The sequence below is a fragment of the Vibrio sp. 2134-1 genome (assembly GCF_033339495.1).
Map to the genome: position 1 here is coordinate 40,722 of NZ_JAWOUS010000006.1, position 12,833 is coordinate 53,554.

Genomic DNA, 12,833 nt, shown 5'->3' on the forward strand with positions numbered 1-12,833 from the left:
AGATAAGAAGCAACATGAGAAAACCAGTAAGAAAATCAAGCAAGAAAACACAGAAAAACAACTTCGAAGAACGATTCGCTGCGATGGTAAAAGAATATCAAGAAGCGAAAGGAATTCTCGACTCTATGGCTGAAGGTTCATCAGAATATTTAGCACAGAAAAAAGCATGCGATAAGCTTTTTGCAAACGCGGAACGATACATCAATAAGAGATAATGAATTCTAACCTGAATAAAATCATCTAAAATTATTTTTCTTAGCATCGCTACATTTTTAAAAGCCTGAGTCTCAGTTTTCTGCAATCGTTGGTTCAATCCGTGTTGATCTCATTTAGAAAGCCATTGAATTTACTATTGCCCATTTATGTTCTGACTTGTGTAGTATCATTGTTGTTTTCATAGCCAATATGAACGCGGGGCGGAATTCAGTAAACCACCAAAAATAGGATGATATATGAGCAAATTACCTAAACCGACACAAAAGCAGAAGCAATTTAGTATTAATCAGAAAGGGATTAAACGGACACCAGAAGAGTTGAAAAAAATGGGTGTTCGCAAACGCATAGAAGAGATTGAAGAACAAAAAGAGTGGGGACTGTGAGTTCACGAAACCTCTCTGAGCTTATCAATACGACACTCCTCTTACATTCCGAAAAGCTGAGCAACTTAGACCGAGATATGCTGACAGGTTTACGAGATCAACTTAATCGTGAGCAAGCCTTGTCAGACAAACAAGCTAAACTGTGTCAAAGGCTACTACGAAAAACGAATCATGATTGCTAACCAACGTCAGTCTTCACAGCTATCATCCAGCGTCATTCGACTTAGCATCTGATCCATTAAATCTCTAATCTCAATTAGTATTGCACCCTCTGGCGCATGATGCTCAGCTGAGCGCTTGGCGTTCGTTAGACTTTTCATGAAGATAGCTTCGCTATCTATCACGGCGTGTTTCGCGTTGAAGTAAGTGACCTGATAGGTCGGCATGGTCCTATTCCTTTTGAGAGTGGGTGACGCTTTCAATATAGCATTGTTTCACGCTTAAACGTTCGAACTGACTTGGTTTCTCCCCCAAAAGTTGACTAGGCAAGCAACTGATTATCAAGGAGTATGGACGGCAAAGATCCATCACACAATGGTTATTACCTCATCTCACAAGCCTGAGCACTACGAGTATGTTTCATCGCTCCCTACTGTTTAAGCAACTTAACGTTTCACTTGTCATAATATGATGTGTGCCCCAGATATTTCGTGGTTGCTATTCCCAAAGCTCATCTGTTGAAGAACATAGTCTTTCTATGAGCAACTTTTTACAAACCTTACATTCGATATGATAAAAAATTTTTAGTGTATGATTCGCACTTTTTTAACTGAAACCAGATCTTCTTTCTACCGTGATTTTTCAAAGTAATTCCTCCAAAACAACACCAGTCTCACCATTAGCAATCCTTTGGAGAAAGCTATTCATCTTTGTTTTTTTATGTATTGATTTTTCTTTATTTTGAATAGATTTGTTTTTATTATTTCTATTCTCATTATTAAATATTTGATTAGACATATTATGCCCCCTTTATAAAAATTATAATTAAGGTGCACTGAACATAAGTATTTTTAGGATAGGTAATTAAGGAGATTACAGTGAGAAACTTGCTAGGGATTACGCTGGAAAACTATCTTTATATTTTATCTTGAAACAAATCTTTGTCAGAGCAACTACCTCGCCAGGCGTATGACGAGGCAGTTTAAATTCAATTGTAAGACTAAATAGTTGTTACATTTTCTGCTTGAAGGCCTTTAGGGCCTTTACCTACAGTGAAGGAAACCTGCTCGCCTTCAATAAGCTTCTTAAAGCCATCACCTAAAATGCTTCTGAAATGAACAAATAAATCATCGCCATTTTCTTGAGAAATAAAACCAAAACCTTTAGTTTCGTTAAACCACTTTACTGTACCAATTACTTGATTAGACATATTATGCCCCTTTATAAAATTAAAATTAAGGTGCACTGAACATAGGTATTATTTTAGGATAGAGCATTAAGGAGATTACAGAGAGAAACTTGCTAGGGATGACGCTGGAAAACTTTCTTGATATTTTATCTTGAAACAACTCTTTGTCAGAGCAAAGACCACTATACAGACTAATTAAAAAAAATATACCTTTATTTTAAATTAATTATTATATCATCTATCTACACGCATTTTATCACAAAGGGTTCATCTTGATTCCAACGTTTTACAGTTGGGAACATTAAGCAATAAATCAATACTGCCAAACGGTCTTTTTTGAGAGAGACTTGCTTGTGGCTGTCAAACTCGCCTTTGTCCATCTTCGAGCCAGCTAGATCTGTGCTGGCTCATTTATGCCCCAAAACTCGCTAGACCAAACACTCTACAAGATCTGTGTCGTTCATTTTACCCTACAAAAAGTTATTCGATAGAATGCAACTCAACACGATTGAGTCTTTATTATACTTATTTAGCCTGTCAAATTGTCTATTTGATTGGTTAAATCGTCAGATTGTCTTCTTGTGGATGATAAATACCTGAAAATATTGTTATTATCGTTTTTATTTATCAGTAAAACCGACTTCCATGAGATATGAATCCGCTCCTGTAGCCCCAAAAGAAAGACAAGAAACAACTAGACAGCGAGCAGCTCGCCAACGTAGAGAGCGTCAGGAAGAGTTGAGGTATACCGCGAGCGATGAAAAGCGATGGGCAGAAATTAGAGAGCGGGTTCTTAGAGATAGACAAGAGGCTGGATTAGATCAAATCTCTCAAGATTTAAAAACGCCTCAAATTCTAAGCGATTCTATCGGGCTACAGTGTTCACTTGAAGATGAAATGGCGAAGAATCATCAGCATGTACTTATTACTGATTTAGAAGATGCGCACAAGATATTGCATAACGTTTGGCTAGATTCTGGTAAAGACGTTGCAGCTCTTGCTGCGAGTATTAATACAGCAAAATCATGGTTCAACCACACAGAGCCGATGTTTGACGCCGCGTCTATTGCTAAGCAATTCGGGGATATGAACATTAAGGCGGATCTTGTTGAGAGCAGAGGAAAAATCTTTGTCGCATTCAATGGGACAGATCAGAACGGGAAAGTACTCAAACATGCGTTTGTGAATGGCTCTCGTATCAACATGAACGGAAAAAAATACCCGCTTAACTCATTTAAAGCAATGCAAACTGGTTTTAGCCCGAAATCTAGGGTTGCAAACTTTAAAGGTGCAGGAGTTTTAACGTTCGTTGTATCGGCGAGTATTGCTACTAGTGACCTAGTGTTCAAAGATGATTACCACCTAGTGGATTGGTTTGGGAATGTTGGCTCTGACATGTTCAAATTTATGCTCCAAAGCGCAGTTGGTGAAGCCGCATTGTTTGCTGCTGCTGTCTTAGGTCAACCGATAATTATCGGTGCAATTGCTGTAACAGCGACATATATTCTAATTGAATGGGCTTGGGGCGAATACAAAATTTCTCAAACGATAGTTGAAAGGTTAGAAAGTGCGATATAAAACTAAAATCCGTTTGGCTGGCTTATTTTTTGTTTCACTAATGCTGTTGTGTTGGTTTTATCCTTCTTATGGCGTTTATTTGGATTACCTTGAGCTATTGAATCGAGCCGATACTGTGCAAGTTTCCGTTATTACCTTGTGGGTTCCTGTTGGTGTTTTTGGGGCTTTAGTGTGTGTGCTTTTTATGACACCTAAAGCATTGCTATATGGGAAGAAGATTAATGAACTTTATTCTCAAAGAGCTATGCAGTTAGCTAACAAAATTAGTATTTATTTTGCATTGGCAGGCGTGGCATTTGCTGCTGGCTGGACATATCACTCTATCGACTTGTTAGAAAAATATGGGTACGTATACAGCCGAGATTTAACAAAAATCACTCCAACAGGAGTGCACTTGATGTACGTTAAAGCTCGATGATTGAACTTAACGGCACTTAATCCGAACCCAGCCAATACTTTTCTGGTGCGATGTTGCTCATCGCACTAGCTCTTCACAACAACTTTGCAATACCTGTGATTATTCGTAGTTTTCTAAATTAGAGAAGGCAATGACAAGGTTTTGTCCAGAGATTTTTCGGCACGTTCACCGCTAGCAAGTCTTTGCCCCATTCCAAGCGAGCGCACTTATCCGTCATATTTTACGGTCTGTAGTTTCCGCAAAGAACTAAGGGCATAACGCGATTGTTATGCCCTTATAATTAGTTCTCAGCAGCCACTTTATCTGCAAGTGCGATCAGTGCCCTAAAATCAATTTCAGTGGTTGGGTGATGAGTTTGATACCAAACGTAACCGTATAGTGGTGTTTCAACACTTACGACCCCTAACTCCCTAAATATGGTCGCCATTGCATTGATACTTTGACCAGATGTCGTAACGTCATCTAGGAAAACTACAGCCGATATATCTTCAGGTAGATTACCAATCACGCCTTTGAATACACCCATTGTAGATAGCTGATCTTCGATGAATCGTTCACCTCCTTTTGCGTGTGTAGGCTCCTTGGGCTGAAAACGTTCTACAAGCAAATCATAGTGAACTAGTTCAAAGTTAGGCTTCGGATTCATACCATTTAGCCAATTTGTCCACCACTGCGCTATTAGTTTGACAGTGTGCGTTTTATTACATTCCGCAGGAACACTACTTGGAACGGGCACAACAAGTACTTTGCCCGTTATACCTTGTTTATCTAACCACTCCTTGAAACGAAACTTATAGATACCCGCTGTTCGTATCAATTGACTAGCATTAGCGAATCCCCCGCCTTTCTTATAGAAAGGCTGTGGAACCTTGTTCCACAAGTCATCTTTCGGAACATCTTTGGCAGGTTTGACCATCCAATGTACTTCAAAGAACGTTGATATGTAATCTTGATTTCTAGTTGTAAATGCCTCAGGTACATAGTGCTTAACAAAACCAATATCTTTAACTTGATGCTCAGTGAAGTTCTCTAGATCAACTGACAAAATATCCCAATCTTCTTGGAAATTTGGCTTTTCATACCCAAAAATTGCCTCACCACCAGCTATGTATTCTTCAATGAAGCCTTTTAACTCTTCAAGGTTTGTAGCCGTGCGGGTAGGCTTAGATGTATGAAATGGATACATATGATCCTTTTCAACATAACTCCAGTTAGTCCAGATACAAGGAGATTCGATTTCATGGGCAAAGAACATGTCCCTTGCGCTATCGCCCACCACAAGGCACTCTTCTACACCGATATCATCTAGATCATAAGAATCAATCGTAGCGAAAATTTCACCCATTCTCACACAAGGTTTGCGGGCAGCTCCAAAGACATACTGACGTGCAATATCAAAGCCATGCTGTGCTAAAACGGCTTCACAGTAGGCTTTAGGGGAATCGGAAATGATAATAGGCAATGTATCTGTTTCACCACGATTAAAACGTGAAACAAGCGAATTGACATACGCCACTGTGTCAGGGTAGTACAGTGACGTAGCTACCGTACCAGCACCAAGTAAATCGACAATATCTTCACGACCTGCTGCTGTCTTTAAGTAATCTTGGCAATTGGTTGTATTGACCAAAGTTAAGTCTAGATCGAAGATCAGTAGTTTCATTTGCAGACCTCTGCATTATCAATGAACCTATTGCCTAATCACTTTCATGCTATCTTTGTATTTTTTAACCCACTGGTACTCAGGTTCATAGATATTGTTTTCTAGGGCGTATAACTGCTTGCCCTGCTCGACACAGTGCCTAATAGCATACTGTGTTCCACTTCTATCACCCGCACGGGCGACCACAACACCTTCACTTGATAGACCTACTGTTGTTCTGTTCCTATTAGCAAAGAAAGACCCAAAGCTACGTATACCTATCGGATACTCAGATACCAAAAGATGATTCTTGGCAATTTCATCTTGAAGTTCCCTGTTTTCCTTTGGAAAGTACTGGTCTAAAGGTGTCCCTATAACTGCTATTGTTCTTCCTGAATACTTTAATGCAGCTTGATGACCCAATGTGTCAGAACCAGCAGCTAAACCGCTTACAATCGCTTGGTATCCAGCATTCAACAGCCTACCGATAACTACTTCCCCATGCCTTACGTGCTCGGGGTTGTGTAATTCACGTGTTCCAACAAATGAAATGGTTTTATCAGCATTTAGCAGACTTAAATCACCACGGCAGTACAGTACAGGTGTAGCACCCTCTACAGACCTTAATTTCTCAGGATATTCAGGATCATTTATGGTGATTACTTTGAAGTCGAAGTCAATCTTGCTGTAAACACTATCCAATTGATTTTCAATCTTTTCTTCAATAGGAAACATACCAAAATGCTGATTATAGATGTCTTCAAAAGAACCTATGTTCAACAACATGTCTCGTAGCTTGTTATTAGCTGTGACACTACCTACTGACACCTTTTTGGTCAGTATCAGGGCTGCGTGATACCATGCAAGTTTTTGATCTTTACTCAAATTAATCACAAAAATACTCCAATCACTCTCGAATTTATGCTAATAGATGCAGTGATTGCAACTGAATATGCCCACTTTTTATCGACCAATTGATTTAGTTCAAGTATTAGTCTCACTATTGATATTAATACTTTACAACTGCATTTATAAGTGGTGAAAAGTCAATAGATTACACTAATTCTGGGGTTTACTAAATGATAGATGCTGTTTGTACATATGGTGGGAAACGTAAGACCTACAACATCTTTAATTTTCAAAAGCTGTCTGACTCTGACATCGAAAAGTACAGGCAGTACCTAGAATGCCCTAATCCAAAATGTGCAGCAGAAGCGTACTACCGTAGAAAAAGTGTCGATGGTAAAGCTGCATGTTTTGGTTCACGATACCATGTCCAAGGATGCAACGAAGGACGTTCATCACCGCAACGTGAACGTGAAGTAAAACATGCACTCGAAGTAGATAAGATCATCGCTGACTCAAGTGAAGTTATTTTTGACTTTTTTGCTGGTGACTCCAAACCATCAGAGGAAAGTAATACAGATCGTCCATCTAAACCCAAGCTAGCTGGTTCGGGAGGCACCAAATCACATACAGGTGCTGTAGCTACGGCTAGAAATACTGTCTTAGGTATGGAAAAAGCGTTGAATAGTTTGTTGCGTGGAAGCGATTTAGCTCAATCAGACACAATCATCACAATAGATGAAAAGTACTCCTATAAAGCTAAGAACTTGTTCCTGAATTTTGCAGATGCTGAACCAGCAGATAGCCCAAAAGAAGCCCGTCCTAAGATGTTTTGGGGGACAATCTCTCATTCTGACGCTGATATGGAATGGTTAAACCCTGCCGACTGTGATGATGTGGGAATTCCTATCAAGAGACATAAGTACAAGATCTTTAAACGCTTTAAGATAACTGAAAAACGCGATCTAGAAGGCGCAGGATTTATCTTATTTGGCAAATGTTTTTGGAATGCTAATAAAACTAGGAAAATCATTGAACTGTGGAATGCTGATAGGTTTTTTATCTCAGTAGATGAAGACTAAAACACTCTAATCTGGGTATAGTAAGTTGGGGTATCAGCTCTGACTTGTTTCTGTCCAAAAGTGAGTTGTGTTGGTTTTTGGGAGTGCCAGCATCTGCCTACTCGTGATTCGTCACAATCAAGTGCGTGTTTCTGCCAACCCTCTTCAAATCTCGAATGGCAGTCTCTTTACTAGCAATCCGCAGGGGCCGATCTGAAGTTATGGTATTGCTGATAATGTCAATATCATCACGTTTCGTATGTGTGAACTCGATAACGCCGTAAGGTGTCTTAAACTCTCCCTTGCGTCCAGTCGTCATGATCGTAATTCGATCAAGCATTACTTGGGAAATAACACTGTATTCCGAGAGTGCCGATTCTAGAGATATGTAGTTGTACTCTCCTCGTCGCAAGCATTTAGCAATGTATTCAATGGTATAACCGTCCTTATGACGACTGTATGAGAATACATAAACACCGTTGCACACCCGCTCTAGTACTCCAGCTTTCACCAAACGAGGTAAACTTTGCTGGAATGCTGTAAGTGAATCATCAAAAAATAATCTCCTGAGGTCACTTTTTCGGTAAACGTGTATACCTCGTCTGTCAAATTTATGCAGGCGTTCCAATGCAGCCTCAATCTTCACTTCAATGCTCATAAGTAGTCATAAAAAGTAAGTATGACATATATTTTTGTACACTTGTGGTTGAAGATAGCAATTGGTGATCGCTAATACCCTTCCTGATCCCTGATTGGTTTTTCCGAGTTAGGATCCTAACTTGGAATTTGTAGTGATGAATGTGGTCGCTATGAGGCTAAGGAAATTGCGGCACCAATAGTCAAAAGCTGGTCACTATTCTCGGTTAGGATCCTAACTCGGAATTTATGGGGATGAATATGGTTACTATGAGGTGGGGAAATGGCAGCACTAATCGTCAGATGCGATGTTCATTCTCGGTTAGGATTCTAACTCGGAATTTATGGGGATGATTATGGTTGCTTTGAGGTGAGGAAATGGCAGCACTAATCGTCAGATGCGATGTTCATTCTCGGTTAGGATCCTAACTCCGAATTTATGGGATGAATATGGTTACTTTTAGGCTAGGAAAATAGCAGTACTAAGCGCACAGCCAGACTCCGATGTTCATTCTTGGTTAGGATCCTAACTTGGAATTTGTAGTGATGGACGTGGTTGCTATGAGGCTAGGAGAAACAGCAGTACTAATCGCAGCCAGACTCCGATGTCCATTCTCGGTTAGGATCCTAACTAGGAATTTGTAGTGATGGTCGTGGTTGCTATGAGGCTAGAGGAAATAGCAGTACTAATCGTAGCTAGAATCTGATGTTCTTTCTCGGTTAGGATCCTAACCGAGAATTCATGGTGATGAATATGTGGTTCTTTGAGGAGAGGAATCGCAACACTAATAGACCAGAATCTGATCTTTTTCATTTTTAGTTAGAAGTTTAACTAATTATTATTTTTCTAATTTAATAATTAAAAAACCAAACGGTTTTTATTTAATAATTAAATGTTAATGTGATTTTAAAAATAGTGATTAAAGGTCCTTTACAAAGAGAATATTACTTGATAAATATAATAGCCATTGAATTTATCTATATATATCAAAAGGGTTGTCGATATGTCTCAAGTTTTGGTTTATTCTAAACGTAATCGTGAAATGAGTTATCTATCCGTAAGAGAAGAACGTGAAACTAAGCTCAATAATTTTAAAGTAGTCTACAATGACATTTCAGACGAAGAGGCATTACGTAGAGCAAATTCTATTAATTCGGATGAAAAGAATAGTGTTCCCAAAGTTCGTTCAAAGAGACAATATATTAAAGAAAAGAAAGAATGTCGAGTTCCTGGTTTATATGGTTGTAACCGTTATAAGTCAAGAAAAAATGAAACATTTAATGTATTCTAACGTTGTTCTTTTTTTACACAACGTTAAAGCCTATTGAATTATGTTAGTCAAATAGTGAAAGCCTTGAAAGTTACGTTAGTAACACCTTTGGCAAGAGAATTTGCCAAGATTGGCAATCAATTTGTCAATGCTGGCATTGAAAGTGCCAATAGTGGCAGAAGAATTTTTTCAATAAATTAAGCTTGTTTCGGCTTAACCTTCATTTTTTTAAAGGCCAACCTTATATTAGAATTATAACTTTATAATAGTTATAACAGTTATAATAGTTATAACATAAAAAGTTAAATAAATAAAATTTAAATTTTTATGTTGGGTTTTAATGTCAAGTTTTTTTAAACTGAAATTGTTTTTTATTATATATAAATAACTTTGGAGTAATGATATTTACCTATGTGTATTAATTTATTTGCTCGATTTTTATTAAGGTAAAGGTGGTTTGCCAAAATTATCGACTTAAGAAGTCAACTTTAGCGAGATGTAAACATATCTGTAGTATCAACAAGCATCCGTTTTCTGACACCAGAAGGGAGTGAGCTGTTTGCAGTGTCATAAAGTAGGGTTTGGATTTTTATGATACCTAATTGATTGATGATACTAGTTGTGATACCAAAAAGGAGAGTATTGTGGAGAGTATGGGACGGACATTCGCTTATTGTCGTGTATCGACTAGTGAGCAAACGGTGTCAAATCAGATCTTAGCTATCAGAAATGCTGGCTACGATATTCAAGAACACCGAATTGTACATGAAACAGTTTCTGGTAGTGTGCCTGCAACAGAACGACGTGAGTTCAAAATGTTGATTGAGCATAAACTAGAGCCTGGGGACAAACTTGTGGTACTAAAGCTTGATCGACTTGGAAGAGATAACATCGATGTTCAGCATACGATCAGTATGCTGTTAGAAAAAGGTGTAACGCCAATATCTCTAGATCTGCCAACCGCTGATCTAAGCTCAGCGGAGGGACGATTGATGCTGCAAATGTTCTCAGCATTTGCTGAGTTTGAGCGAAACCGAATTCGAGAGCGAACATTGGAAGGGCAGGCCAGAGCTAAATCTGAGGGTAAGCGGATTGGACGACCAGAAGCCATCAGTACAACTCAAAAAGTTCAAGAATGTAGATCAAGGGGACTGAGCCAATCTAAGACAGCAAATGCTCTAGGCATCTCCGTCCCCACGGTTAAGCGGCATTGGAACAAGCGGCTAACTGAAAGAGTTCAATGAGAACAATGTTCCATGATACCGAGAGGCGGAGATCTACCAGTCAGTAGTAGTTATCAGCTAAGAGGTTTAAACGATATTGTAAGAACCTTGTTCTCGCTTAGCTTATCGAATAATACCAAGTTCTCTCGCCGACATTCAGTAGAAGTCTTATCTTTCGCTAGTTTTGAGTAAGCTGCTAATTGATGTCTGATAATCATATCGAGAATGAACTGCTCTTTACTCAGAACAATGTTCTTATGGTAACCCTAAAATAGCAAAGATTGGTTATTTGAATAATCAATAAAAAACAGAAGCATAATAAATATGTTCTAATTACTGGTATCCGTCTCGTTATTTGCTTATTTCGTCTTGAAGCCGTTGCCATAGAGGCTTCAATTGTCTTTTGATACTTTTTGAGTTCATAATCTTGGCTGCTCGGTAGCCGTATGAGAGGAAGTTTCTTCTTCCTCTGTAAGAATACAGGCGATGGAGCTTTCTCTTGTAAAGCTGATTCTGTTCTGGTTCGCCTTTACTTTTACGTATTCTGTTCTCTTTCTCCATCGTTTTCTTGGCCAATTTAACACCGCCTTTCATTTTTTCTGAGTAGCGAGCGAGGGCTGTAGAACGAAGAAAGATAGAATGTCCATCGAATAAGAAACCTAGATATTGAAGCGGTTTCTGTTTGCCAAATTCGTCAAATGAGCAAAGTTGTCCATTATGGAATTTAAAATCTCTGATTTCTGTTTTATCGCTGTTTATCTGTACCTTTAGTGCTGTAATTTTACTATTAGCCAGCTTCTCAACAGTATCTCGATACTCTGATGGAACAATAAACAGCATATCGTCACAATATCTAAAGTACTTTCCTCCGATAGAGTCAACATAATTCTTCATGTGTTTATCAAATGAGAACATGTAGATGTTAGAAAGTAATGCGCTGATTGGAGAGCCTTGAGGAATGCCCATAGCACCATTTGGGTTTGGGGTTATCAAACCAGAACCACGAACTTTTTCTCTGAATTCAAGTGGGGTACAGACGCGATTTCTTCCATTCGCTTTTTGGTTGTATTGAGATACACCAAACGTTTTGAAAAGCTCATCTCGTTCGACAGTCGAAAACTTGGTTAGAGATCGAAAAACGTTGTAGTGATCTTTTGGAAGGTGTTTGACTTGGAGTAGTTTACTCCATTCTTCTTTTAGAATTCGATGGTCAAGAGTGTTAAAAAATTTAGAAAAATCGAGAGCGATAACTGAACACTCTTTCATTTTACGTATGTAATTAAAAGCATCGTCCGCGAAATGGATATTACTTTTTCCATCAAGCTTTCTAAATGCTAAAACCGATTCATGTAGTCCTGATTTTTCAACTTTTTGTTCGTATAAATTAGATAGTTGATTAGCGTAGTAAGCATAAATATGGCTATCTATATGAGAAGAGTATGCTACCTCTCTTGGCTTTGGCTTGCGGTAAAGTTTACCCGTAGAAGTATCTCTATCAAGTTTAGTTAGCTGGAAACTGTAGGAGATAAAAGGGAAAAATGCGTGCCTGGCAACAGATGTTGTACTCGTTACGATCTTTTCTGCTTTTGTTCCAGATACAGGTACATCAAAGTGAAGGTAATTTCGTTTTGTATACCAGAGTGGAGCGGACATCTTTTTCATACTTTGAGCGCACAAGTTCTAGCAAAACCCAAGAGGAGTGGACATGCGGCCTTTCCGTATATCCCCTTGGGCTTTAACTAACTGGCCTAACCAATCATCTGGCCCCGAAAGGCACTCGCCGCGATCTATTAGAAATGATGTATAATGTAATCTGCGATGGAGACTATATGATGATAATCGTACACCTCATGACAATGTTGTTGTCTTGGCTCAGCAAGCGCAACGGTATTGACAATCTGTCACAAACCTCCACGCCTTTCGCGTGAAGCTCCGACAGCATATTGATTTTTATATATGCAATCAAGTCTTTCTTGGTGTCTTATTTCTCATCACTTGCTGCTTTATGTTTCTTGTGTGGTTAGACTTTCTCAGTCGCCTTTGCTTGAAAATGAGCTTGAAATTTCCTATCCACTCTAATTTTCATAACAGAGAACAATGTTCTCTGAGTCGCGAGTGTTGCAAACGGTATTGGTGAGCTGGCTATTGATACTGCGAGAACACTGTTCTCGCTCAAATCATCAAAACCTAACGATTGAGTATTTGATTAAC

General features: G+C 38.8%; 14 protein-coding genes. 7 read left to right on the forward strand and 7 right to left on the reverse strand.

Annotated elements, in window-relative coordinates:
* Nucleotides 1–14: 14 nt before the first annotated feature.
* Both R7R78_RS09195 and R7R78_RS09200 read left to right on the forward strand, forming a co-directional pair.
* Nucleotides 15–215 (forward strand): hypothetical protein, encoded by a 201-nt coding sequence (locus tag R7R78_RS09195; RefSeq protein ID WP_005379017.1) that lies wholly within the window; start codon nucleotides 15–17, stop codon nucleotides 213–215.
* Between the two features lie 237 nt (nucleotides 216–452).
* The gene (locus R7R78_RS09200; RefSeq protein ID WP_225473441.1) at nucleotides 453–599 is read left to right on the forward strand and encodes a hypothetical protein; all 147 of its coding nucleotides are present in this window, start codon (nucleotides 453–455) and stop codon (nucleotides 597–599) included.
* A 188-nt stretch (nucleotides 600–787) separates the two neighbouring features.
* Here the strand turns inward: R7R78_RS09200 and R7R78_RS09205 are convergent, their stop codons facing one another.
* From R7R78_RS09205 to R7R78_RS09215, 3 genes are all read right to left on the reverse strand, one after another.
* Nucleotides 788–985 (reverse strand): hypothetical protein, encoded by a 198-nt coding sequence (locus R7R78_RS09205; RefSeq protein ID WP_025575436.1) that lies wholly within the window; start codon nucleotides 983–985, stop codon nucleotides 788–790.
* Between the two features lie 415 nt (nucleotides 986–1,400).
* Nucleotides 1,401–1,556, reverse strand: a complete 156-nt coding sequence (locus R7R78_RS09210) for a hypothetical protein (RefSeq protein WP_162836310.1) — start codon at nucleotides 1,554–1,556, stop codon at nucleotides 1,401–1,403.
* A 202-nt stretch (nucleotides 1,557–1,758) separates the two neighbouring features.
* Nucleotides 1,759–1,968 carry a cold-shock protein gene (locus R7R78_RS09215; RefSeq protein ID WP_005380677.1) on the reverse strand — a complete coding sequence of 70 codons (210 nt, stop codon included), beginning with the start codon at nucleotides 1,966–1,968 and terminating at the stop codon, nucleotides 1,759–1,761.
* A gap of 624 nt (nucleotides 1,969–2,592) precedes the next feature.
* On the opposite strand from R7R78_RS09215, the gene R7R78_RS09220 reads away from it, so the two are divergent.
* Both R7R78_RS09220 and R7R78_RS09225 read left to right on the forward strand, forming a co-directional pair.
* On the forward strand, nucleotides 2,593–3,525 hold the full coding sequence (locus R7R78_RS09220) for a hypothetical protein (RefSeq protein WP_225473443.1): 933 nt from the start codon (nucleotides 2,593–2,595) through the stop codon (nucleotides 3,523–3,525).
* Nucleotides 3,515–3,943 (forward strand): hypothetical protein, encoded by a 429-nt coding sequence (locus R7R78_RS09225; RefSeq protein WP_005378559.1) that lies wholly within the window; start codon nucleotides 3,515–3,517, stop codon nucleotides 3,941–3,943. The genes R7R78_RS09220 and R7R78_RS09225 overlap by 11 nt, the downstream gene beginning before the upstream one ends.
* A 280-nt stretch (nucleotides 3,944–4,223) precedes the next feature.
* On the opposite strand, the gene R7R78_RS09230 is transcribed toward R7R78_RS09225, so the two are convergent.
* Together R7R78_RS09230 and R7R78_RS09235 are read right to left on the reverse strand one after the other, a co-directional pair.
* Nucleotides 4,224–5,606: an HAD family hydrolase gene (locus tag R7R78_RS09230; protein WP_025575439.1), complete on the reverse strand. Its 1,383-nt coding sequence runs from the start codon at nucleotides 5,604–5,606 to the stop codon at nucleotides 4,224–4,226.
* 27 nt (nucleotides 5,607–5,633) lie between these two features.
* Entirely contained in the window at nucleotides 5,634–6,479 is an 846-nt protein-coding gene (locus tag R7R78_RS09235; RefSeq protein WP_025575440.1) for a DNA processing protein DprA, read from the reverse strand.
* 185 nt (nucleotides 6,480–6,664) lie between these two features.
* Between R7R78_RS09235 and R7R78_RS09240 the strand changes: the two genes are divergently transcribed.
* Nucleotides 6,665–7,513, forward strand: a complete 849-nt coding sequence (locus tag R7R78_RS09240; protein ID WP_025575442.1) for a hypothetical protein — start codon at nucleotides 6,665–6,667, stop codon at nucleotides 7,511–7,513.
* Nucleotides 7,514–7,610: 97 nt separating this feature from the next.
* Here the strand turns inward: R7R78_RS09240 and abiEi are convergent, their stop codons facing one another.
* Complete coding sequence (gene abiEi, locus R7R78_RS09245; RefSeq protein WP_029786579.1) at nucleotides 7,611–8,150, reverse strand: type IV toxin-antitoxin system AbiEi family antitoxin; 540 nt, start codon at nucleotides 8,148–8,150, stop codon at nucleotides 7,611–7,613.
* A 982-nt stretch (nucleotides 8,151–9,132) separates the two neighbouring features.
* Between abiEi and R7R78_RS09250 the strand changes: the two genes are divergently transcribed.
* Both R7R78_RS09250 and R7R78_RS09255 read left to right on the forward strand, forming a co-directional pair.
* Nucleotides 9,133–9,420 carry a hypothetical protein gene (locus R7R78_RS09250; RefSeq protein WP_080252880.1) on the forward strand — a complete coding sequence of 96 codons (288 nt, stop codon included), beginning with the start codon at nucleotides 9,133–9,135 and terminating at the stop codon, nucleotides 9,418–9,420.
* Nucleotides 9,421–10,052: 632 nt separating this feature from the next.
* A complete protein-coding gene (locus tag R7R78_RS09255) occupies nucleotides 10,053–10,643 on the forward strand; it encodes a recombinase family protein (RefSeq protein ID WP_025506639.1) in 591 nt (196 codons plus the stop codon).
* A 330-nt stretch (nucleotides 10,644–10,973) separates the two neighbouring features.
* Here the strand turns inward: R7R78_RS09255 and drt2 are convergent, their stop codons facing one another.
* Nucleotides 10,974–12,275: an antiviral reverse transcriptase Drt2 gene (drt2, locus tag R7R78_RS09260; protein ID WP_225473445.1), complete on the reverse strand. Its 1,302-nt coding sequence runs from the start codon at nucleotides 12,273–12,275 to the stop codon at nucleotides 10,974–10,976.
* Nucleotides 12,276–12,833 lie beyond the last annotated feature (558 nt).